The organism is Streptomyces luteolus (assembly GCF_029968015.1).
GTDB lineage: Bacteria > Actinomycetota > Actinomycetes > Streptomycetales > Streptomycetaceae > Streptomyces > Streptomyces luteolus.
Map to the genome: position 1 here is coordinate 247679 of NZ_JASCIS010000003.1, position 23556 is coordinate 271234.

Sequence of the window (23556 nt, forward strand, 5' to 3'; positions counted from 1 at the left end):
GGCTCCGCGATCTCCTCCGAATTTCCGCCGCCGCCGTGAGCCACCCGAACGGCCACGTGCGGATGGCGTTGCGGCGGGGCCCGGCCGAGGCTCGGAGGTCCAGGTACCCAGGTGCCGAGCCCCGGCCGACGCCCGGCCCCTCGGACGGGCGTCCCGGAGGGGAGCGGTATGAACAGCGCCACGCGCGGAGGTTCGTCGTCACCGGAGAACGATCCGCAGGGCGCGAACGCCGCGAGCGGCGCCGAGCGCTCGGACGGTACGAGCGGTACGAGCACGGGCGGTACGAGGGGTACGAGGGGTACGAGCGGGCGGCCCGGCCAGGGGGCGGGGTCCGCCGCGGGCGCGCGGGACGACGACGTGAGACTGCGGGCCATGCTGCTCAGCCGGGGCTACCTGCGGCTCCTGCTGCTGTGCGCGCTGCTCGGCGTGCCCGTCGCTCTCGCCTGTTTCGCCTTCCTGACCTCGCAGCACGCCCTTCAGCACGCCGTGTGGAAGCACCTGCCCGAGGCGCTTGGCCATGAACTCGCGCCCTGGTGGTGGCCGTTGCCCACGCTGCTGCTCGCCGGGCTGATCCTCGCGCCGATCGTGACGCGGATGAGGGGGCGCGGCGGTCATGTGCCGGTGCACGGCCTGGGCGGTCCGGTGCTGGGGCCCGACGCGCTGCCGGGAGTGGTCCTGGCCGCGCTCGCCACCCTTCCGCTCGGCGTGGTGCTCGGACCCGAGGCACCGCTCATGGCGATCGGCGGCGGACTCGCGCTGCTCGGGCTGCGCGCCTTCCCGAGGTCGGCCGAACCCGACGCCCAGGGCCGCGTGCTCCTCGCCACGGCGGGCTCGACGGCGGCGATCTCCAGCATCTTCGGCGGGCCGGTCGTCGCGGCCATTCTGGTCGTCGAGGGGGCGGGCATCGGCGGGGCCCGGCTCGTCGCGCTACTGCTGCCGTGCCTGATCGCCAGCGCCACCGGGGCGCTCGTGTTCACCGGTTTCGGGAGCTGGACGGGCCTGTCCATCGGCGCCCTGTCGCTGCCCGAGGTGCCGCCGGACGCGACGCCGGACGCGGCTGACTTCCTGTGGGGCGTGCCCGCCGCCGTGCTGATCGCCGCGGCCGTGGCGTCGCTGCGCGGTCTCGGCCGCCGGACGGAGCGGTGGACCGCCGAGCACACGGCCGTACGGACCGTCTTGTGCGGGATCGCCGCGGGCGCCCTGCTCACCGCGTACGCGCTGGTCACCGGACGGTCGCCGGCGGAGGCCGCGCTGTCCGGGCAGGCGATGCTCGGCAACCTCGCGGCGGCGCCGCACGAGTTGTCGGTCGTGGCACTGCTGGCACTCGCCCTCTTCAAGGGCCTCACCTGGAGCGTCTGCCTGGGGAGCATGCGCGGCGGACCGATCTTTCCGGGCCTCCTGATCGGTGCGGTCCTCGGCATCGCCTGCTCCGGGCTTCCCGGCCTCGGTACGACGCCCGGCCTCGCGCTCGGCATGGCCACCGCCACCGCCGTCGTGACGGGCCTGCCGCTGAGCAGTTCGGTCCTGACGGTGCTGCTGCTCGGCGGTGACGCGCACAACCAGATGCCGCTGATCGTGATCGCGGCCGTCGCCGGTGTCATCACCGCGCAACTGCTGCACGGCCGCCCGGCCCCCGCGGAGCCGACGGCCGGAACCCCGGCCGAGCAGGTCCGCGGATGACCGGCCGGGCCTCGGGCGGCGACCGTCTCTCCGCGCGCCTCGCCCACCGCGTCCGTACGGACGGACGGTGGCTCGGGGCCGCGGCGGTCGCGGCGGTGGTGGTCATGACGACCGCCTACTTCCAGCTCCCCCTGGACCGCCTCGGCCCTCAACGCCCCTTCCTCAGCTGGACGTTGCTCACCGTGGCCCTGGCGATCGTCGCGCTGCTGCTGCTCCGTCAGACGAACGACGTCCTGACCGACCGGCCCGGCACCCGCCCCCTCATCGTCATCCCGCTGCTGATGTGCCTGTCCGTGCTCGTCTTCGCGGGCTGCTACTACGTACTGGCCGCGCAGCCCGGCGAGTTCAACGGTCTCGGCACCCGCGTGGACGCCCTGTACTTCACGCTCGTCACCCTGGCCACCATCGGCTACGGCGACATCACCGCCACGGGCCAGTCCGCCCGCGTCGTGACGATCCTGCAGATCCTCTACACCTTCGTCTTCCTCACGGCCGCGGCCACGGCCCTCGGCCGCCGCGTACGCGGCGTGGTCGTACAGCGTCACGGACGTCCCGATACGGGCGGCGGGGAGGCGCCGGGGCGGGGTGGCGAGGAGTAGGGCGGTCTCCCCCCCCCGGCCGCGATTCACAGCCGGGGGACTTACTTCCCCCAGCCGCGATTCACGGCCAGTCCGTCCGGTACGTATCGTCCATCGCGTCCCTCTCCCCCGCCTCGTCCGTCCCGTCGGGCCCGCCTGTCCCGCCTCTCCCGCCTCTCCCGTCCCGCTCGTCCAGCTCGTCCGTCCGCAGGGCCGCACGACCCCTGCAGGACGCGACCACGACGAAGGGCCAGGCCGTCTGAGCGGTGGTCAGGACGCGTTCCGCGACACCGGCGGCACCGCCCTGGCGATGCAGTTCGATCAGGAACCATGCCGCGCCCAACCCCATCAGCAGACACACGGCGAGGGACAGTGCGGGCCGCAGTCCCCACGGGGCGGCTCCGTCGCGGTCGGACGCCAGGACCGGCCACAGCGCCATGAGCGCGAAGCCGACCGCGGCGACCCAGCCGTGCACCTCCGATCCCCCGCTCTCCGGCACCGGGGAGAGGCCCATCCCGATCACCGCCACACCGCCGCAGGCCAGCGCCGCCCTCCCGGCGAGTGCTGCCGGGCGCAGCCCCCAGGCGGTCACGAGGTGGCAGAGGCCGAGGACGAACAGCACTCCGGTCAGCACCCAACGCCCGGACGCCCCGTAGGCCGCCATGACGCTGATGGTCTCCGTGACCGGGTCATAGCCGGGCCCGTGCAGTTCCGCCGCGATCGACCAGCCGCCGACCAGCAGGAAGGGCGCGCACGCGGACGAGAGCACGGCCCACCAAGGTACAAACATCATCAGGCCACCATAAGTACCCAAACCGCCCCTTGTCGGCCAAGCCCGTGGCGGGCCCCACCACCCACCGCGAGCAGCGATCCGAACGAGACGCCGACGAAGAGCCCGGTCGTCCGGTCCGTGAAGATGGCCTCGACCACCTCGGCCTTGAGCAGGTGGGGCATCAGGAGCACGGTCGCCCGCATCCCGAGGGCGAGCAGCCAGCTGCCCGGCCTCCGCAGGCACTCGCGCCACGCGTGTCCCACCAACTGTCGATGTACGAGCGTCCAGTTGACGCCAGAACGAGGAACGCGAGGCAGCCGCCCACGGCGGGCCGCCGTATCCCCCTCGGCACCGGACCGGTGATACGGCGTGAGCGGCTGTCCGGAGCGGGGTTGGCCGACCGGGGCGGCACGCTCTACAACCCCAGGTCCCGCGCCACGATCTCCTTCATGATCTCCGTCGTGCCGCCGTAGATCGTGGTGATGCGTGAGTCGAGGTAGTCGTGGGCGATGCGGTATTCGAGCATGTAGCCGTAGGCGCCGTGCAGTTGGAGGCAGCGGCCCACGATGTCCACGTACTGTTCCGTGGCCCAGAACTTCGCCGCCGCCGCGTCGGCCGCGCTCAACTCGCCGCGGGAGTGCCGGGCCAGCAGGTCGTCGATGTAGGTGCGGCCCACGCGTGCCGTGGTGACCATGTCGGCCAGTTGGAAGCGGGTGTTCTGGAAGGAGCCGACCGTCCGGCCGAACGCCTTGCGCTCCTTGACGTACTCCACGGTCCGTTCCAGTACGGCCTCGATGGACGCCACCGCGTTGGCCGCGATCGAGATGCGCTCCTGGGGAAGGTTGCGCATCAGTGCCTGGAAGCCGGAGCCCTCCTCGCCGAGCCGGTTGGCGGCCGGTACGCGCACGTCCTGGAAGAACAACTCGCTGGTGTCCTGGGCGTGCAGGCCGATCTTCTCCAGGTTGCGGCCGCGCGCGAAGCCCGGCCGGTCGGCTTCGACGACGATCAGGCTGAGCCCGCCGTGGCGGTCCGGGCCTGTGCGGACGGCGGTGACGATCAGGTCGGCGTTCTGGCCGTTGGAGATGAAGACCTTGCTGCCGTTGACCACGTACGAGTCGCCCTCGCGGACCGCGGTGGTGGTGATGCCGGCCAGGTCGCTGCCGGTGCCGGGCTCGGTCATCGCGACCGCGACGACGAGTTCGCCCGCGGCGATGCCCGGCAGCCAGCGGGCCTTCTGCTCGTCGTCGGTCAGGTCCGTGAAGTAGGGCACGACGATGTCGTTGGAGAGGCCCACGCCCGCGAGCCCGTCGGATGCGGGGTGGCGGGAGAACTCCTCGCCGATGACGGCGTTGAAGCGGAAGTCGGTGACCCCGGCGCCGCCGTACTCCTCGGGGATGTTGAAGCCGAGGATTCCCGCCCTGGCGGCCTCCTGGAAGAGTTCCCGGTCGACCTTGCCCTCAGCCCGCCACCGCTCGGCGTGCGGTGCGGCGTGCTTGTCGATGAACGCCCGCACCGTCTCGCGCAGGAGTTCGTGGTCGCCGTCGTAGAGCGATCGCCGGGCGGATATCGCGTCCGTCATCTGGACTCAGGGCTCCGATCTGGGCGGCGGACAGGGCTGATGGGGCGGTCACGGTCGACCGGGCGGCAGCAGTACGGGGTCTCATAACGCGGCTCTCCCGCTGGTCCGCGACCGCCCGGTCGAAGTCGGCGGGCTGTACGGCGCGACCAGCTCGTCGAGCGGCAGGTGCCGATGCAGCGGTCCCTCGGGGACGTCGGGAACGGCCGTGCCGTCGTACACCATCGCGGGATCTCTCCAAGTCGGCCCAGGGGCCGTCGAGTTCGGCGGTGTCGAGGGGGCTGCCGGGTGCCGCGCGCAGGGCGTGCCACCGTTGGCGTACGCCGCCCGCAGCCGTCCCGCTCATCGGATCCGCAGCCGGCGCAGCAGGGCAAGGCGGCCGTTCGTACCGCGGACGAACTTCGCCACGGCACCCTCCCCCGGCTCGGGTCCGAGTGGCAGGAACCGTTGTCGCGCGACGGTCTGGCTCTCGGTGTACTTGCGGATCCCCTCGGCCCCGTGGCGTCGGCCGAGTCCGCTGTCGCCCATGCCGCCCATCCCGGCCTCGACGCTGCCGGCCGCGGCGGCGGCGCCGTCGTTGATGTTGACCGACCCGGCGCGGATCCGGCCCGCCATCCGGGCGGCTTCGCGGGTGTCCTTCGACCAGATCGACGCCGAGAGGCCGTACGTCCCCCGGTTGGCCAGGTCCACCGCCTCGCTGTCCGTGCCGTAGCTGTAGAGCGAGAGCACCGGGCCGAAGGTCTCCTCGCCGCACACGGCCATCTCGTCCGTGACGCCTTCGAGGACGGTCGGCTCGTAGAAGAGCGGGCCGATGTCGGGGCGGGCCCGACCGCCCGCGAGGACGGTCGCGCCCTTGGCCACGGCCTCGGTGACATGCCGTTCGACCGCCGCGAGTCGGGCCGACGACGTGAGCGACCCGATGTCCGCCGCGAAGTCGTAGGAGCGCCCGAGGCGCAGCTCGCCCGTCGCCCGGACGAGCGCGTCGCGGAAGGTGTCGTAGACCCGCTCGTGCACATAGACACGCTCGATGTGGATGCACATCTGCCCGGTGTTGGCGAAGGCCGCAACGACGGTGCCGGCCGCCGCGGCGGCGACGTCGGCGTCCTCTCGTACGATCAGCGGGTTCTTGCCGCCGAGTTCGAGCGAGGCCCCGACGAGGCGCCGCGCGGCGCGCTCCGCGACGGCGCGTCCGGTGGCGGTCGAGCCGGTGAAGCAGACGAAGTCGACGGCGTCGACGAGGGCGGACCCCACCACGGGCCCCGGGCCGGTCACGATCCGCCACAGATCGTCCGGAAGCCCGGCCTCCGCCATCAGGGCGCGGGCCCACAGCAGGGTCAGCGAGGTCTGCGCGTCCGCCTTGGAGACCACGGCGTTCCCGGCGAGCAGCGCGGGCAGTGCGTCGCCGACGCCGAGGTAGAGCGGGTAGTTCCAGGGGGAGATGACGCCCACGACCCCCTTCGGCACCCGTACCTCCTGGACCTTCGTCAGGCCCGGCACCATGCCGCGCACGGAGCGGGGAGCGAGATAGTGCCGGGCGCGCCGCGCGTAGTGCCGGGCGATGGTCGCGACCTGGGCCACCTCCTGCCAGGCGTGGTAGCGCGCCTTGCCCGTCTCCCACTGGATGAGGTCGAGCACCTGCTCCTGGCGCTCCAACAGCAGGTCGTGAAAGGCGAGTACGACCTCTCCGCGCCGCCGCTGCGGGGTGCGCGCCCACGCGGGCCCGGCCGCCCGGGCGTCGGCGGCCGCCGCTGCGACGTCCTCCGGGAGGCACACCGGAACGGCCGCGGTCGGCGCCAGGTCGAAGGGCGCGACGGGCGTCACGGGCTCGGCGTCCTCGGGCTGCCCGCCACGCCCCGCGTCCCGGTGCACCCACGCACACCACCGCGCGATCGACTCGTCGGTCACCCAAGCGGGTCGGGAGAGCGTCGCCGGAGAGCTCGGCGGTGCGGGGGTGTGGTCCTGCCCGTGGTCCTGCTCCGTGGTCATGCGGGCTCCTCGGTCGTACGGGAGTGACTCGAACCGGAACACCGTGGCGCTGCCCTTGTCGACGGCTACGCGCCTCGCTATGTTAATCCGAAATCACATCCTGGAACAACCGATGAGCCGTGCTGACGGCACCAACAGCGAGTCTGATAAGGCGTGATGAGCCGCACGACCTACCAGGAAAGCGAGCAAGTGAATGGGCAATCTCAGCCGTAGAAGGGTCATCTCGCTCGGGGCCGCGCTCGGCCTCGTGGGCGCGGCGAGCCCGGCCGCCGCATGGGCGTGGTCACCGAAGGGCTCGGTCGCCGGAGCCGGTACGGGCACCGATCCGGAGTACGTGTGGGACGACGAGGTGGACCGACTCCTCGTCTCCCTCATCGAGAACGGCCGGGTTCCGGCGGTGAACGCGGCGATGGAGTCGTGGGTCGACAACGACGACCCGCTGCCCAGCGGCCTGCCGGCCGACCTCACCGCGTACCTGAGGAAGGTCAACCGGCTGCCCTCGTGGGCGGATCCGGCGAAGCTGGCGCGGGCCGCCGACTTCAACCGGCGCAAGGACACGTACCTCTTCATGCTCTACGGCCTCGGCAGTGGGATCATGAGCACCGTGATTCCGCGCGAGGCCAGGAGCGTCTACTGGTCCGCGGGCGGCGCCGACATGAAGGACCGCGCGGCCAAGACGTTCACGTTCGGCTACGACCTGGCCCAGCTGAACGGCTTCGAGCCGTCCGGCCAGTTCGTGGTCACGGCCAACAAGACGCGCCTGGTGCACGCGGCCGTACGCCACCTGCTGCCGCAGTCCCCGCACTGGACGGCGGTCTCGGACCAGGACATCCCGATCAGCAACGCCGACATATTGGTCACGTTCCACAGCCTGGGCACCTACGTACGCAGGAAGCTGCTCGACTGGAAGGTGCCGTTCCCGGCCGAGGACCAGGAGGCCTTTCTGCACAGCTGGCAGGTCGCCATGCACCTGCTCGGTGTGCGGGACGAGTACATCCCGAGGACGTGGGCCGACGCGGAGGAGCAGTCGGCTCAGGTGCTCACACCGATCCTCGCTCCGACGACGGAGGGCATCCAACTGGCTGAGGATCTGCTCGGGTTGCCCTCCCAGGTCGACCTGGGCGTCACGCGCGGGTTCCTCAACGAGTTCGTGCGCTATGTCCTCAGCGACCAGATCGGCGACTGGCTGGGCCTGAAGCGGGACCACGCCTCGGCGGCCCTGATCCGCACGGCGTGGCCCGCCTTCATCCTGTTCCGCGAGGGCCTGACACCCGTGGCGCCCGGCGCCTTCTACGTCTTCGACCAGTTCGTCCGCGCCATGGCCATGGCGTTCCTCAACAACGGCTCTTCGGGCACGACCACACCGATCGTGATCCCTACGGGGAACAGGCCGAGCTCCTGAACTCGGAGGCCGGGGCGCCGCTGCTCAGAGGCCGGGCCGCCGCCGCTCAGAGGCCCGGCCCCGCCGCTCAGAGCCCGAGTGCGCCGACGACCAACGCCGTTGCGGCGGCGCGGTGTTCGGGGCTGTCCCGCCAACGCAGGCTGCGCCCGGCCTCGACCACCACGCCGAACCCGGCGTGCACCAGGACCCGGGCCTGGCGCGGGTCGAGCTCGGGACGGGCCGACCTCAACTGCTGCTCCCAGACGGCGATATGCTCACGCTGCGCCTGCACGAGGGGGCGCTGCAAATCGGCGGGCAGACCGCCGAACTCGGCCTCGGCGACGCTGGTGAGGGCGGTGTGCTCGAAGCTGTACGCCACGTAGGTCGCCGCGAGCGCGGCTACGGCGTCCCGGGGATCGGCCACGTCCCGCAGGTTGCGGTCCACCGCCTGGGAGAGCAGCCCGGCGGCCTGCATGCAGGCCGCCGCCAGGATGTCGACCTTGCCCGGGTAGTGGCGGTAGAGCGCGGACGGGGCGAGCCCCACGGCCTGAGCGATCTGGCCGTTCGTGACGTTGGCGAAACCGTCCCGGGCGAACAGCGGGACGGCGGCCGCGAGGATCTCCGCACGCCGCGAGCGCGGCACGGGCAGGACCGGCAGCTCGACCGGCCGCCCGCTCGCCCCGGCCGACGACGCGGGCGCCGTACCGGCCACGCGCAGGGCACACGCCAACAGCAGCTCTTCCAGGCGGCGTTGAGCGATGGAGGTGCGATGCATGGTGATGGACCCGACGGCCCCGAGCGCCGCCACGGCCCGCAACTGCTCGTCGGGCAGCAGCACTTCACGTCGTACCGCCTCGGTGGCCCGGCCCACGACGCGCGCGAACTTCGCCCGGAGCTGCCTGCGGTCGTCGCGGTCGAGGTACCGGGCCTCCCACCGGTACACGCCCCCCGAGGCGCGATGGGCGACGGTGACCCGGATGAGCGCCGTGAACACGTCCGCCGGGTCGGCGTCGGGCGGCAGTTCGTCGAGCGCGGCGACGAGACGGTCCGCCATGGCGTGCGCGCACTCGGCGAACAGCGCGTACTTGTTCGGGAAGTGCCGGTACAGGGCCGCGCCGGAGATGCCCACGCGGGCGGCGATGTCCTCCATGGACGCCGCGTGGTAGCCGCGCTCGCTGAACAGCCGGCCGGCCGCCTCGACGATGAGCTGCCTGCGGTTGCGTGGGCGGGGGCGTGGGCGTGGGCGGGTTGCGGAGATCGGCTCGGTGGTCATGCGCGGCGGCGCCGGGGACGAACGAACGGATGCGGAGACGGAGCCATGCCGCTCAGTCAATCACACGAGGAGCAGGCACCGGCCACCCTGCGCCCTACGTGATTCCTCATTAACAAAATACGTCACGACACTTCTCCGCGGCCCGCGTTGACAGGCACAATGCGGCGGCGGTCACGCGTCCACGCCACCGATCGTTACGACACCGAGGAGCCCCCATGTCGACCGATACGGCGCCCGCCTGGTCCTTCCGGCACCACTGGATGTCCCAGGCGGCCACCCACGCGACGATGCGCCCCGACAAGCCCGCGCTCCGCTATCTCGGGGAGACGACGACCTGGGCGCAGCTGTCGCGGCGGTCGCTGCGCCTGGCCGCCGCACTCGCCGACCGGGGCGTCGCCGCCGGTGACCGCGTGGCGCTGCTGACGCTGAACCATCCGTGGTTCGTGGAGAGCGTCTTCGCGGCCAACAGCCTGGGGGCGATGGCCGTACCGCTCAGCTTCCGGCTCGCCCCCGTCGAGCTCGACTACATCCTCAGCGACTGCACGCCCTCGGCGATCGTCGTGGACGCCTCCCTCCTGCCGCTGCTGCGGTCGGTGCCGGGTGCGGCGTCGATCGGCACGGTCGTCGTCATCGGGGATCCGGACGGGCCCGAGATCGCGTACGAGGAGTTCCTGGGCGCGTACGAGCCGATGGAACTGCCCGACATCAGCGAGGAGTCGACCGCGCTGATCATGTACACCTCGGGCACGACCGGGCAGCCGAAGGGGGTGATGCTGTCCCACCGCAACATGCAGGTGCAGGCGATCACGTGCATCCGCGCGATGGAGATCTTCGACGACTCCGACGTCGGCTTCCTGACCGCGCCCTTCTTCCACATCGCGGGCCTTGGCTCGATCGTGGCGAACTTCGTGGTGGGCGGCACGGTGGTGATCCATCCGCTCGGCGCCTTCGACCCGCGAGCGGTGCTCGACGCGTACGAACGCGAGGGCGCCACCGTCGTGTTCAACGTTCCGCAGCAGTGGGATCTGATCTGCGCGCAGCCCGACATCGACAAGCGCGACCTGAGGCTGCGGATCATCAGCTGGGGCGCGGCCCCGGCGAGCGACGCGACGCTGCGCGCGATGGGCGAGAAGTTCCCGGGCGCGCTCAACGTGGCGGTGTTCGGCCAGACCGAGACCTCGCCGATCACGTGCGTGCTCCGCGGGGCGGACTCGCTGCGCAAGCTCGGGTCGGTGGGCCGGCCGATCCCCAGCATCCAGCACCGCGTCGTGGACGGGGACATGAACGACGTGGCCGTGGGCGAGGTCGGCGAGATCGTCTACCGCGGGCCGACCCTGATGCAGGGCTACTGGATGAAGCCGCGGGAGACCGCGGAGGCGTTCGCCGGGGGCTGGTTCCACTCCGGTGACCTGGTGAAGCGGGACGAGGAGGGCTTCGTCTGGGTCGTCGACCGCAAGAAGGACATGATCATCAGCGGCGGCGAGAACATCTACTGCGCCGAGGTGGAGAACGCCATCGCCGCACACCCTTCCGTACGCGAGGTCGCGGTGATCGGCAGGCCGGACGAGCGCTGGGGCCAGGTGCCGGTCGCGTACGTCACCGTGGCCCCGGACGCGGACCTGTCGCTGGATGGCCTCACGGCGTTCCTCGACGGCCGCCTCGCCTCCTTCAAACGCCCCAAGGACCTCGTGCCACTCCCCGAACTCCCCCGCAACGCGGCCGGAAAGGTGCTCAAACCGACACTGCGGGCGCGGGACGCCGGCCGGGCGGAGGGGGGCTCCGGAGGGTGAACCGGGGCGTCAGTGCGGCGGGCGCGGCCACGCCGCCCGCCGTCGGGCCGCCCTCGTACCGCCGACATCGTCCGTCCCCAGCGCGGCCAGCTCCTCGATCAGCAACTCCCTCGGGATGGCGGGCTGTTCGAGGACCCAGCGGACCGTGAGCGCCTCCATCGCGGCCACGATCACCCACGCGCGGGCCTGAGGTCCGGGGGCGGAGGGGTCGGGTCGGCTCCTTGGGGCTCTCCTAGTCCTGCCAGTAGAACAGCAACGTCGGCGAGGCGCGGTCAGGGGGTGCGGGTGCGGACCTGCGTGACGTGATGCTGCTCGGTCTGGAGCGCCACCGGGAAGGTACGTAACAGGTATGGCGGAAGAGGGACTTGGGGGACCTCGGCCTGGTGTCGAAGAGGGCCGCGAGTGGTTGACAGTCATCCGATGTCTCTCTACGTTCCAGGCCCGTAGGCCGTCGAACGGGCCGCTGCGGCCCGTCGTGTGCGCGTAGAGGTGGGGTGAATCACCGGGGACGGACGGTCTGCGGCTCGCGCTCTCTCGTCCTGCCATCCACCGATTCGGAGGCGGCCATGCGTCGCGCCCTGCCCGTACTCGCCACGATCCTCGGGATACTCGCCGGCCTCTTCCTCGTCCCGGCGGCCGCGCACGGCGCCGCACCGCCGTCCGGGTCCCCTCCCGTCGTCCCCAGACCCGCGCAGTGGGAGGACCTGGGCGGAACGGTCGGCCTGACCGAGAGGTCCCGTATCGTCGTCGATCCGGCGTCCCGGTCCCGTACGGCCCTGCCCGCCGGGCGGCAGGAGCTGCCGGGGCCCGCCCGGCAGACCACGCGGGAGCTCGCGGAGCAACTGCGGGACGAGATCCGGGAGGTCAGCGGTCTCGCACCGGACGTGACCACCCGGCCGGTGCGGCCCCGGAAGGGCGACATCCGGCTCCGGCTGACCGATGACGCCCGACTCGGCGCCGAGGGCTACCGGTTCGACAGTTCCGACGTGATCCGCATCGACGCGGCCGGCACGCACGGCCTGTACTACGGCACCCGGACCCTGCTGCAGACCCTCCGCGCGGGCGAGGACCACCGCGCCGTCCCCCGCGCGCGGAGCCTGGACCGGCCGACGCAGCGGGTACGGATGGTCCACCTCGACGCGGGCCGCAAGTACTGGGAGTTGGACCACCTGGAGAACCTGATCCGGCGCATGGGGGACCAGAAGCTCAACACCTTGTTCCTGCACCTCTCCGAGTCGGAGGGCTTCCGCCTGTACAGCCCGAAGTTCCCGGGCCTGGCCGACCCCGAGCACAGCTACAGCCGGGCCGACATCGAACGCCTCAAGGCGCTCGCCGCGCGCCACCACGTCCAGCTGATGCCGGGCCTCGAGGTCCCCGGGCACGCGACCGTCATCAGCGAGGCCTTCGGCATCGGCTTCGGCGCGGGGGCGAACCCCTGCACCGGCGAGCACACGCACTCGCATCTCACCGCGGACTGGATCATCGACATGACCAGCGAGAAGGCGGTCGAGAAGACGAAGGAGATCGTGGACGAGTTCGCGGGCTGGTTCGACGCGCCGCTGTTCTCCATCGGCGCCGAGGAGGTGCCGGGGCAGCTCGGCGAGTGCCCGCGGGTCAAGGAGTTCCTCGCCGAGGACCCCGACGTCAGCACCCTCGGAGACCTCCTCAACCGCTACATCAACACCCTGGACGACGTGGTGGCCCGGCACGGCAAGCGGACCGCCGTCTACAACGGCTCCGAGCACATGGCCGCGCCGCAGCAGCGGGTCCACGGCTCCGTCGTCTTCCTCACCTGGGAGGGGACGGGCAGCGAGCCGGTCATCCCCGGTCACGACGAGATCGCCATCGGCCCCTTCTACGTGACGCCGAACAACTACCACAACCTGTACCCGGACCAGCCGTGGATGTACGGCACCTGGAAGCCCGACTCCGCGCCGGACATGCTGGGTTCGGGCGTGATGAACTGGGCCGACTACAACTTCTGGGCCGAGGACGGCTACTTCGAGCAGCACAGCGCCGGGCCGCGCGCCGTCCTGGCCGACCGCTCCTGGAACGGTTCGCCGCCGCCGGACTCGCTCGCCGGCTTCCGGGCCCGCGTGGCCGCGATCGGCGACCCGCCCGGCGTCCGGCAGCGCCCGGCGAAGCAGCGGGTGGACGACGGACGACCCAGCCATCACTGGACGTTCGACGAGGCCTCGTACCCAAGCGGCTGGACGTACGCGGGCAGCCCGGGCAACACCATCATGGCCGAGGACACGGCGGGCGGCCTTCCGGGCACCACGTACATCATCAACAACCCGGCCCTGGTGGGCGGCGGCGTGCGCGGCGAGGCCTTCCGCTTCGACCACGACCGGGACGGCGTGGGCTTCGGCGGCCTCGATGTCACCGAACCGTGGACCGCCTCGGTCTGGGTCCGGCCGACCTCGACCGAGGGCGAACAGGTGCTGCTCAGCTCGGAGTCGGGCGCGCTGAAGCTCCGGCAGTCCGGCACGGGCGAGGTCGGCCTCAGCCGCGCCACCGGCTCCGGTACCGCCGACCACAGCTTCGACTACACACTGCCGTTCGACCGCTGGGTCCACCTGACGTGGGTGGCCGAGCCAGGGCGGACCACGCTGTACGTGGACGGTGAGCGGGTCGGTTCCGTCGACGCCTCCGTGCCGCTGCCGATGCGCTCGGTCGGTGCCCCGAAGGTGAGCCTGCGCGGCGATCTGGACGAGCTGACGACCTGGGACGAGGCGCTGAGCCCCGGTCAGGTCGGTGACCGGTTCGAGGGCTACGGGAGGTGACGGCCGCCGGAAGGTGAGGACCGGCCGCCGACGCAACTACCGGCGGAGACGGCCCAGTTACCGCCGGGCGCGGGCAGGAGGCGGACCCGCGTCCGGCGTAGCATGGAGTGCACCACGACACCCCTGGCCGGTCTGCGGCTCGGCGTCCCTGATCCCTCTCCGACCTGCGGCGGGAAGGAGAAGGCCATGACCACGGACGCGCTGGACCTCACCAGGCAGGAGGAGTTCGCCGGCCGGATGGTGCAGGTCCTGAACGACTCCTGTCTGGGCTATCTGTGCAGCCTGGGCCACCGGACCCGGCTCTTCGACACGATGGCGGAGCTCCCGCCCTCCACCAGCGCCGAGATCGCCACCGCCACCGGCCTCGACGAGCGGTACGTACGCGAATGGCTCGGCGGGATGACGGTCGGCGGGATCGTCGAGTACGCCCCCGGGGACGGCACGTACCGGCTGCCGCCCGAGCACGCGGCCTCCCTCACCCGGGGCGCGGGCCCCGACAACATGGCGTCCTTCCTGCAGGACCTCGCCCTGATCGGGATCGTCGAGGACGAGGTGCTCGAAGCGTTCCAGAAGGGCGGCGGCGTCCCGTACACGTCGTATCCGCGCTTCCAGGAGCTCCAGGCGGAGGAGACGGCGCGGGTGTACGACGCGGCCCTCGTCGACGCGATCGTCCCGCTGGTCCCGGGCCTCCCCGAGCGGCTGCGGGCGGGGATCGGCTGCCTGGACATCGGCACCGGGCAGGGCCACGCGGTCAACCTCCTGGCGCGGGCCTTCCCGCAGAGCCGGTTCCACGGCCTGGACATGTCGGAGACGGGCATCGCGGCGGCGCGGGCCGAGGCCGAGCGGATGGAGCTGCACAACGTCCGGTTCGACGTCGGCGACACGGCCGAGATGTCCGGGACGTACGACCTGATCACCGCCTTCGACGTGATCCACGACCTGGCACGCCCGGCCGAGACCCTGAGCGCCGTCTCGGGGGCGCTGCGGGACGACGGCACGTTCCTGATGGGCGACATCGACGCCTCCAGCAGGCTGGAGGAGAACGTCGGCCATGTCCTCGGCCCCACGCTCTACACGTTCTCCGTCTTCTACTGCATGACGGTCTCGCTCGGCGAGGGCGGTGCGGGCCTCGGCACGGTGTGGGGCAGGCAGACCGCCCGCCGGATGCTCGCCGAGGCGGGCTTCTCCGACGTCGTGGAGCGGCACGTCGAGGGGGACGTCCTGAATGTGTACTTCGTGGCGCGGAAGTAGGGCGGCCGGCGGGCCGCCGCCCGGCGTCACGGTGCGGCGGGTGGGGCGGCGGGTGCGGCTGGTGGGGCGGCCGGTGCGGCGGGTGGGGCGGCCGGTGCGGCTGGTGGGGCGGCCGGTGCGACGGGTGGGGCGGCCGGTGCGACGGCATCACCGCCCATGGCTTTCGGCAACACTGGAGACATGGATGCTCGCGGACGATTCCGCCGCTCCTCGCCGGGGCGGCGTCTGCGGTCCCTGCTGAATGTGCGCACCGTCGCCGGTCAGGTGTTCCTGTTGCAGCTCGGGATCGTGCTGCTGCTTGTCGCCGCCGCGGTCGCGGCCCTGCTGCTGCAGGCCCGCCGGGACACCACCGAAGAGGCGCGCCACCGGACCCTCGCCGTCGCCGAGACGTTCGCGAACTCCCCCGGCGTGCTCGCCGCGCTCGCCTCCCCCGACCCCACCGCCGCACTGCAGCCGAGCGCCGAGGAGACCAGGAAGCGATCGGGCACCGACGCCGTCGTGGTGTGGAACCCGGCAGGTATCCGATACACCCACCCCGACCCGGACCTGATCGGCGAACGCGTGATCGGCCCGTACGAGGAGACGCTCGCCGCCGCCCGCGAAGGCCGCACGTTCACCGACACCTTCGTGGCGAGCACGGGCCTCACCGTGATCTCCGCCGCGCCCATCACACAGCCCGACGGTTCCCTGGCGGGCGTGGTGTCGGCGGGCATCACCGTCGAACGAGTGGAGGATGTGGTCGGTGCCCAGATCCCGCTCCTGGCGGCCGGTGCCGCGGGTGCCCTGGCCGTGGCCGCGGGCGGGGCCGTCCTCGTCAGCCAACGGCTGCGACGGCAGACCCACGACCTCGGCCCGGCCGAGATGACCCGGATGTACGAGCACCACGACGCCGTTCTGCACTCGGTGCGCGAGGGCGTCCTGATCATCGGCGGCGACGGTCGGCTGCTCCTCGCCAACGACGAGGCGCGCCGGCTGCTCGACCTGCCGCCGGACGCGGAGCAGCGCCCGGTCGCCGACCTCGGCCTGGACGCGGGCGCGGCCGCACTGCTCGCCTCCGGGCGGGCCGCCACCGACGAGGTGCACCTGGCCGGAGAGCGGCTGCTCGCGGTCAACCTGCGTCCGGTCGGCCAGAGCGGGGGCCCGGCCGGCAGCGTGGCCACCCTGCGGGACACCACGGAGCTGCGCTCCCTGGCCGGCCGCGCCGAGGTGGCCCGCGGGCGGCTGCGGCTGCTCTACGACGCGGGCGTACGGCTCGGCACCACCCTCGACGTGACGCGTACCGCCGAGGAACTCGCCGCCGTGGCCACACCCCGGTTCGCCGACTTCGTCACCGTCGAACTCCGCGATCCGGTGCTGCGCGGCGAGGACCCGAACGGCACCAGCACCGTGATGCGCCGCGTCGCGATCCGGGGCCTGCGCGACGCTCCGCCGTTCCTCCCGGTGGGCGAGCGGATTCCGTGGCTTCCCACTACCCCGATGGCCGTGGGCATGGCGGAGGGGCACCCCGTACTCGTAGCCGATCTCGCCGCGTCCGACCGCTGGCGGGACCAGAACCCCGCGCGGGCCCGGCAGATCCTGGACTCCGGAGTGCACTCGCTGATCTCCGCGCCGCTCCTCGCGCGTGGCGTACTCCTCGGCCTGGCCAACTTCTGGCGCTCCGAGCAGGAGCCCTTCGAGGAGGAGGACGTGTCGTTCGCGGAGGAGCTGGCGGCGCGGGCCGCGGTGGCCGTCGACAACGCCCGCCGCTACACCCATGAGCACGCGACGGCGGTCGCCCTGCAGCGCAGTCTGCTGCCGCGCTCGCTGCCCGAGCAGTCGGCGGTCGAGGTGGCCCATCGCTATCTGCCCGCCCAGGCGGGCGTGGGCGGCGACTGGTTCGATGTGATCCCGCTGCCGGGGGCCCGGGTGGCCCTGGTCGTCGGAGACGTCGTCGGGCACGGACTGCACGCGGCCGCCACCATGGGCCGACTCCGCACGGCGGTGCACAACTTCTCCGCCCTCGACCTGCCGCCCGAAGAGCTCCTCAACCACCTGGACGAACTCGTCACCCGGATCGACCAGGAGGAGGGCACCGAGAACGGAGACAGCCCGGGCATCACCGGCGCCACCTGCCTGTACACGATCTACGACCCGGTCACCGGGGCCTGCTCGATGGCGCGCGCCGGGCATCCGGGCCCCGCCCTTGTGGACGCGGCCGGAACGGTCACGTTCCCCGACGTCCCGGTCTCTCCTCCGCTCGGCCTCGGCGGCGGCCTGCCCTGCGAGGCCTCCCACCTCCGCCTGACCGCCGGCGCCCGGCTCGTCCTCTACACCGACGGCCTCGTCGAGAACCGCGACCGGGACTTCGACACCGGTCTGGAGCTACTGCGGACCACGTTGACCGGTACGGACCGGAGTCCCGAGGAGACCTGCACGGCGGTCCTCGACGCACTCCTGCCGCAGCACCCCGACGACGACATCGCCCTGCTCGTCGCCCGCGCCCGCATCCTCGATCCGTCGCAGATCGCCGAGTGGGAGGTGCGCAGTGACCCCGCCGAGGTGAGCCGCGTCCGCTCCGAGGTCGCGCGGCGGCTGGAGAGCTGGGGTCTGACGGAGGCCGCCTTCACCACGGAGCTGGTGGTCAGCGAACTGGTCACCAACGCCATCCGCTACGGCATCCCTCCGGTCCGGCTGCGCCTCCTGCACGACCGCAACAGCCTGATCTGCGAGGTCTCCGACGGCTCCAGCACCTCCCCGCACCTGCGCCGCGCGGCCACCACGGACGAGGGCGGGCGCGGTCTGTTCCTGGTCGCCCAGTTCGCGGCGCGCTGGGGCACCCGCTACACCGCCCGCGGCAAGATCATCTGGACCGAACAGCCGGTCCACGGCGAGGGAGCGGGGCCCGAGGGCACGTCCCCCGGAGGACCTGCTGGCCCAGTGGGGGGACGAGGAGTTCTGAACGGAGGCGCGGACTCCACGCGCCCGCCCCAAGAGCCCTGCACCGAGGCCTGCACCCGGGCCGTGCACCGGGGTCCGACGCCCAGGCCGTGCGCCGAGGCCCCACGTCCAGGCCGTGCACCGAGGCCCCACGCCCAGATCATGCACACACGTTCGCCCGTTCACGGCTTCGGTGCGGAACGCGACCGCACGCGCCGCGGACATGATCAAAGACGGGCATGATGCCCATGATGCGCTAACTCGCCCTGAATCACGGAAAGTTACGCATTCACGTGCCGTGACTTGTCCAGCGGGCAGCAGTAAGAACTCGTTTCAACCCCTGCGAAAGTGAGGCACCTCACATGACTGCGACTACCCTGCCCGCACAGGCACATCAGGACGACCCTGAAGTCTCCCGACGAAGATTCCTCACAGGAACAGGTTCTCTTCTGGGCGCCGCGGCCTTAGGCACCGGCGCCGTGCTCGGCGGCCCGCTGGGCGGCCGGGCCCTCGCCGCCGAACCCCGGCCCGCCGCATCCCGTGGCCTCGCCGACGGCGCCGCCGTGCCGGTGCTCGTCGTCGGTACCGGATACGGCGGTTCCGTCGCCGCGCTGCGGCTCGCCGAGGCCGGGATCGACGTGCACATGGCCGAGATGGGCCAGTCCTGGGACACTCCGGGCCCCGACGGCAACGTCTTCGCCAACACCACCAAGCCCGACTACCGCTCGTTCTGGCTGCGCACCCGCACCAAGCAGCCGCTGAGCAGCTTCCTCGGCTTCCCGCTCGACAAGGACGTCCCCCTGCACACCGGCATCCTGGACGCCGAGGACTTCGCCGGGATCACTGTCTACCAGGGCCGAGGCGTCGGCGGCGGCTCCCTCGTCAACGGCGGCATGGCCGTCACGCCGCGCCGCGAGAACTTCCCGTCCGTGCTGCCGACCGTGGACGCGGACGAGATGTACGGCGTCTACTACCCGCGCGCCAACGCCGGGTTGGGCGTCGCCGAGGTCGACCCCGACTGGTGGGAGTCCACCGCCTGCTACCAGTACGCGCGCGTGGGCCGCAAGCACGCACAGCGCTCCGGTTTCCCCTTCGTGTTCGTACCCAACGTCTACGACTGGGCGTACATGAAACAGGAGGCCACCGGCGCCGTGCCGAAGTCCGCGCTCGCCGGTGAGGTGCTGTACGGCAACAACCACGGCAAGAAGACCCTGCGCAAGACCTACCTCGCCCGCGCCCAGGCCACCGGACGTGTCACCGTCTCACCGCTGCACCGGGTCACCGACGTCCGCCCCGCAGACGGCGGCGGCTACACCGTCACCCTCGACCGGCTCACCACCACCGGCACGGTCGCCGCGACCAAGACCGTCACCGCGGCCCGGGTGTTCTTCGCCGCGGGCAGCGTCGGCACCAGCAAACTCCTCACCCGCCTCAGGGCCACCGGGGCGCTGCCCCGGCTCAACTCCGAGATCGGCAGGGGCTGGGGCGACAACGGCAACGTCATGTGCGGCCGCGCCAACCACATGTGGGACGCGACCGGGAAACTCCAGTCGGCCATGCCCACGGCGGGCATCGACAACTGGTCGGCGGGCGGCGCGTTCGCCGAGGTCGCGCCGCTGCCCACGGGCATCGAGACGTACGCCTCGTTCTATCTCTCCATCACCCGCACCCCGCACCGCGCCGACTTCTCCTGGAACGCCGCCGCGAACCGCGTGGACCTCGACTGGCAGCGGTCCTGGAAGCAGACCTCCATCGACGCCGCGAAGACGATCTTCGACAAGATCAACGCCAAGGAGGGCACGATCTACCGCACCGATCTGTTCGGCGCGAACAAGATCTGGGGCGACCACCTCACGTACCACCCCCTCGGCGGCGCCGTCCTCGACAAGGCCACCGACCACTACGGCCGTCTGCACGGGCATTCGGGCCTGTACGTCATCGACGGGGCGCTGATCCCCGGCTGCGCCACCGTCAACCCGTTCGTCACGATCACGGCGCTCGCCGAGCGCAACATCGAGCGGATCATCGCGGCGGATCTGCGCACCTGATCCGGCCGTCCTCTTTCGTGATCCGGCCGTCCTCTTTCGTGCTTGTGCTGCCGGGCGCCAACTCTCTTCAGTGGCCCGGCAGTACGCACACCGCGTCGATGCCGAGTACGTGGTTGAGCCGCCCGAACGCCAGCCACGAGCCGACGCACATGCTCAACTCCACGATCTCCGCCTGGCTGTAGTGCGCCGTCATCCGGGACCAGAACTCCTCGTCCAGGCCGTGGTGATCGAGCGCGTACCGCTCCGCGTACTCGGCCGCGAGCCGGGTGCGGGCGTCGAAGGCGTCCGTGGTGCGCCACTGCGTGACCGCGTCGAGGAAGCCCTCCTCGACCTTCTCGCCGTTCCGGTCCGTGCGCCAGTCGAGGCAGAACAGGCAGCCGTTCACCTGCGCCACCCGCAGCCGCGCGGCCTCGAACTCGCGCAGCCCGAGCGTGGTGTGGGCGTACACCGCGAGCGAGAAGTCCGCGGCGGCGGTGCCGATGCCGGGCACCATCTCGCCCCAGACGTAGGAGATGGGTTCCTTGCCCTCGGGGATGTCGATCCTCATCGCTGCACCTCGGGGATGTCGATCATCATCGCTGCTTCCTTCCGATCCGGCCGGCTGCGGGACGCAGCGGAACGTCCAGGGCGTCGTACAGTCCCGGCTCGGCCTCCACCAGCCAGTCCACGGCGTTCACGAGCCGGCCCACCGCCGTGGCGTTTCCGCCCGCCGAGCGGTTCTCGCCCTCGTCGCTCGCCTCCACCGTCACCTCGATCCGGGGGCGGCCCTCCAGGATCACGCGGTGCGCGCCGTCCCCGCCGCCCGGCACGGTGGGCCAGTCCGGCGCGCAGTCGGCGTGGATACGGGTGACGTGCTCGATGACGAGCAGCGGCTCACCGCCGACCAGCCCCTGCACCTCGAACCGCACCGCGCCCTGCGTGCCGGCAGCGAACTCGCCCATGGTGCGGGTCGTGACCGTCGCGTCCAGCGGGCGGCGCTCCGACGTCTCGCGGATCTCGTCGAGTCGGACGCCGAGCGCCCGCGCGAGCAGCCGCAGCTGCCCGCCCCACACCATCGTCGGTACGCCGGGGGCCAGCATCAGCGGCGCGTACTCCATGGGGTGCCCCATGCCGACCAGGTGCCGCACCGACTCCTCCTGGTCGTACGTCGAGTAGTCGAAGACCTCCTGGCAGCGCACCGCGTCGACGGTCGTGCCGAGCCCGCTCACGAGCAGCGGGAGCACGTCGTTGCCCCAGCCCGGGTCCACGCCGGAGGCGAACAGCGAGCCGCCGCCCTCGGCGACCGCCGCGAGCACCGGGTCCCGGAACTCGGGCGGCGCCCCGCGCCAGTCGTACAGCGGGTACAGGGCCGGGGTCACGACGACCGCCCCGGCGCGCACCGCCCGCACCACGTCGGCGAGCGCCTCGTCCGGGCGCAGATCGCCGGAGGCCGCGTACACCACGGCACGCGGCCGGGCCGCGAGCACCGCGTCCACGTCGGTGGTGGCGGCGACCCCGAGCCGCCGTCCCACGTCGCCGAGTTCACCGGCGTCCCGCCCCGCCTTGCCCGGGTCGTGCACGAGCACCGCCGCGAGGTCGAGCCCCGGATGCGCGGCCACGGCCCGGATCGCGGCGCGTCCGACGTTGCCGGTTCCCCACACCACCGTCGCAATCATGCGCGGAGGGTAGCGGCGCGAGGCCGAGGTTCCCAGAGGCGTGCGGAGGCGGGACGTCTCGTCAGACGTCGAGCCCTGCCCGCCTGACCAACTGCTCGGCGATCACGTTCCGTTGGATCTCGTTCGTACCCTCGCCGACGATCATCAGCGGCGCGTCCCGGAAGTAGCGCTCCACGTCGAACTCGGTGGAGTAGCCGTAACCCCCATGGATCCGGACGGCGTTGAGGGCGATCTGCATGGCCGTCTCGGAGGCGAACAGCTTGGCCATGCCGGACTCCATGTCCACGCGGCGGCCCGCCTCGGCCTCGTGGGCCGCGTACAGGGGGAGCTGGCGGGCTGCGGTCAGTGAAGTCGCCATGTCCGCCAGGTAGTTGCCGACCGACTGGTGCTCAGATCGGCTTGCCGAAGGATTCGCGCTCCCGCGCGTAGGCGAGGGAGTCCTCCAGGGCGGCGCGGCCGACGCCGAGCGCGCGGGCGGCGACCTGGAGACGGCCGGTCTCCAACCCGGGAGACGGTCAGGCCCGGGCCGTGTTCGACGAGGAGGACGGAGATGCCCCGGTGGGCGGGGCTTGCCTCCGGGTCGGTCTTGCAGAGCAGCGCGATCAGCTGCGAGCGGCGGGAGTTGGTGATCCACGACTTGGCTCCGCTGATCACGTACCCCTCGGCGTCCTTGCGGGCGACGGTGCGCATCGCCTGGAGGTCGGAGCCGCCGCCGGGCTCGGTCAGGGCCATCGTCGCGCGGACCTCACCGGTTGCCATGCGCGGGAGGTAGCCGCCTCGGGGACGGCGAGGCCGAAGACGCCGAGCTGCTTCATCTGCTCGATGAGGTCCTCGGGACAGGTGTCGCCGTGGTCCAGCTCCTGGACGACGGGTTTGACGTCCCTGTCCCCATGGTGGGGTGCTCCCAGGGTTCTGTACTGACTGGCATCATGTCCACTCATGGAGCAGGAATGGAACAGGAGTTGAGCGTGCCGCTGTTCGTTCGCCGTCCGTACCGGCACGGGAGGGATGACCCATGACGGACACGCCTGAGCGGCACACCGGCTTCGCCCACGCCCAGGACGGCACGGTGATCGCGTACCAGACACAGGGCCAGGGGCAGCCGCTCCTCCTGCTCGCCGGGCAGGCGAACCACCACCGCTGGTGGGACGCCGTGCGCGCCGACTTCCACGCCACGCACCGCACGATCACCCTGGACGCCCGGGGCACCGGGGCCAGCGACAAGCCCCAAGTCGGCTACTCCACCAGGGAGTTCGCCGCCGATGCGACAGCCGTGCTTGACGCCCTCGGGATCGAGCGCGCCGATGTGTACGGGCACGTCCATGGGCAGCCGGGTCGCCCAGTGGCTCGCCGCCGACCATCCGCACCGGGTGCGTCGGCTCGTCCTCGGTTGCACCTCGCCCGGCGGCCCGCGCGCCGTGGAGCGGGACACCTCGGTGCGGCGCGCGCTGGCCCGCCCGGACCAGGAAGCCGTACGGGAGACGCTGATCGACCTGATGTACTCGCCCGCCTGGCGCACCGCCCATCGCGGCCCCTACGGCACCCTCGGCGACCCGGCCATGCCGCCGCACGCGCGCCGTGGCCATCTGCTCGCCGGCAACGGGCACGACGCGTGGGACGCGCTGCCCGCCATCGCAGCCCCGACGCTGATCCTGCACGGCGACGAGGACCGGCTCACCCCCGCCGACAACGTTCCGCTGCTCGCCGAGCGCATCCCGGACGCACGCACCCACCTCTTCCCGGGCGCCCGGCACGCGTACTTCGAGGAATGCCGCGCCGAGGCGAGCCCGCTGGTTTCGGCCTTCCTCGGCGGTGAGGTGTAGGCACCTTCTCCTGACGGTTCAGCGCGCTCACCGCGAACGCG

16 protein-coding genes and 2 pseudogenes are annotated in these 23556 nt (G+C 72.0%); 9 read left to right on the forward strand and 9 right to left on the reverse strand.

Translation table 11 applies throughout. The features are described 5' to 3' along the window. Positions 1-168 precede the first annotated feature (168 nt). Together QIT00_RS04355 and QIT00_RS04360 are read left to right on the forward strand one after the other, a co-directional pair. Complete coding sequence (locus QIT00_RS04355) at positions 169-1680, forward strand: chloride channel protein (RefSeq protein WP_408909719.1); 1512 nt, start codon at positions 169-171, stop codon at positions 1678-1680. A gap of 104 nt (positions 1681-1784) precedes the next feature. After that, positions 1785-2279 (forward strand): potassium channel family protein, encoded by a 495-nt coding sequence (locus tag QIT00_RS04360; RefSeq protein ID WP_282533757.1) that lies wholly within the window; start codon positions 1785-1787, stop codon positions 2277-2279. A 61-nt stretch (positions 2280-2340) separates the two neighbouring features. On the opposite strand, the gene QIT00_RS04365 is transcribed toward QIT00_RS04360, so the two are convergent. From QIT00_RS04365 to QIT00_RS04380, 4 genes are all read right to left on the reverse strand, one after another. Further along, a complete protein-coding gene (locus tag QIT00_RS04365; protein WP_282533713.1) occupies positions 2341-3051 on the reverse strand; it encodes a DUF998 domain-containing protein in 711 nt (236 codons plus the stop codon). Next, the gene (locus tag QIT00_RS04370; protein ID WP_282533714.1) at positions 3051-3293 is read right to left on the reverse strand and encodes a hypothetical protein; all 243 of its coding nucleotides are present in this window, start codon (positions 3291-3293) and stop codon (positions 3051-3053) included. The genes QIT00_RS04365 and QIT00_RS04370 overlap by 1 nt, the downstream gene beginning before the upstream one ends. A gap of 152 nt (positions 3294-3445) precedes the next feature. Next, complete coding sequence (locus tag QIT00_RS04375) at positions 3446-4609, reverse strand: acyl-CoA dehydrogenase family protein (protein ID WP_282533715.1); 1164 nt, start codon at positions 4607-4609, stop codon at positions 3446-3448. A gap of 339 nt (positions 4610-4948) precedes the next feature. Continuing rightward, positions 4949-6592, reverse strand: a complete 1644-nt coding sequence (locus QIT00_RS04380; protein ID WP_282533716.1) for a succinic semialdehyde dehydrogenase — start codon at positions 6590-6592, stop codon at positions 4949-4951. A gap of 193 nt (positions 6593-6785) precedes the next feature. Between QIT00_RS04380 and QIT00_RS04385 the strand changes: the two genes are divergently transcribed. Then, a complete protein-coding gene (locus QIT00_RS04385) occupies positions 6786-7994 on the forward strand; it encodes an oxygenase MpaB family protein (protein ID WP_282533717.1) in 1209 nt (402 codons plus the stop codon). Between the two features lie 67 nt (positions 7995-8061). Here the strand turns inward: QIT00_RS04385 and QIT00_RS04390 are convergent, their stop codons facing one another. Continuing rightward, positions 8062-9246: a TetR/AcrR family transcriptional regulator gene (locus QIT00_RS04390; RefSeq protein ID WP_282533718.1), complete on the reverse strand. Its 1185-nt coding sequence runs from the start codon at positions 9244-9246 to the stop codon at positions 8062-8064. A 215-nt stretch (positions 9247-9461) separates the two neighbouring features. Here QIT00_RS04390 and QIT00_RS04395 point away from each other — a divergent pair, with 215 nt between their 5' ends. After that, positions 9462-11036, forward strand: coding sequence for a long-chain-fatty-acid--CoA ligase (locus tag QIT00_RS04395; RefSeq protein ID WP_282533719.1), 1575 nt, complete (start codon positions 9462-9464; stop codon positions 11034-11036). A gap of 9 nt (positions 11037-11045) precedes the next feature. Here QIT00_RS04395 and QIT00_RS04400 read toward each other — a convergent pair whose 3' ends face one another. Continuing rightward, positions 11046-11195, reverse strand: a complete 150-nt coding sequence (locus tag QIT00_RS04400) for a hypothetical protein (RefSeq protein ID WP_282533720.1) — start codon at positions 11193-11195, stop codon at positions 11046-11048. Between the two features lie 407 nt (positions 11196-11602). On the opposite strand from QIT00_RS04400, the gene QIT00_RS04405 reads away from it, so the two are divergent. From QIT00_RS04405 to QIT00_RS04420, 4 genes are all read left to right on the forward strand, one after another. Continuing rightward, complete coding sequence (locus QIT00_RS04405; RefSeq protein ID WP_282533721.1) at positions 11603-13822, forward strand: family 20 glycosylhydrolase; 2220 nt, start codon at positions 11603-11605, stop codon at positions 13820-13822. Positions 13823-14008: 186 nt separating this feature from the next. Further along, positions 14009-15073, forward strand: a complete 1065-nt coding sequence (locus QIT00_RS04410) for a class I SAM-dependent methyltransferase (RefSeq protein ID WP_282533722.1) — start codon at positions 14009-14011, stop codon at positions 15071-15073. A 180-nt stretch (positions 15074-15253) separates the two neighbouring features. Then, complete coding sequence (locus QIT00_RS04415) at positions 15254-18232, forward strand: SpoIIE family protein phosphatase (protein ID WP_282533723.1); 2979 nt, start codon at positions 15254-15256, stop codon at positions 18230-18232. A 119-nt stretch (positions 18233-18351) separates the two neighbouring features. Then, a complete protein-coding gene (locus QIT00_RS04420; protein WP_282533724.1) occupies positions 18352-20037 on the forward strand; it encodes a GMC oxidoreductase in 1686 nt (561 codons plus the stop codon). Positions 20038-20104: 67 nt separating this feature from the next. Here the strand turns inward: QIT00_RS04420 and QIT00_RS04425 are convergent, their stop codons facing one another. The 3 genes and pseudogenes from QIT00_RS04425 to QIT00_RS04435 form a co-directional block, all read right to left on the reverse strand. After that, the gene (locus QIT00_RS04425; RefSeq protein ID WP_282533725.1) at positions 20105-20584 is read right to left on the reverse strand and encodes a carboxymuconolactone decarboxylase family protein; all 480 of its coding nucleotides are present in this window, start codon (positions 20582-20584) and stop codon (positions 20105-20107) included. Between the two features lie 25 nt (positions 20585-20609). Further along, complete coding sequence (locus tag QIT00_RS04430; protein ID WP_282533726.1) at positions 20610-21692, reverse strand: NAD(P)H-dependent amine dehydrogenase family protein; 1083 nt, start codon at positions 21690-21692, stop codon at positions 20610-20612. 61 nt (positions 21693-21753) lie between these two features. After that, positions 21754-22633, reverse strand: a pseudogene (locus tag QIT00_RS04435) (acyl-CoA dehydrogenase family protein). A gap of 74 nt (positions 22634-22707) precedes the next feature. Here QIT00_RS04435 and QIT00_RS04440 point away from each other — a divergent pair. Next, positions 22708-23515: pseudogene (locus tag QIT00_RS04440) on the forward strand (alpha/beta fold hydrolase). Positions 23516-23556: the final 41 nt, after the last annotated feature.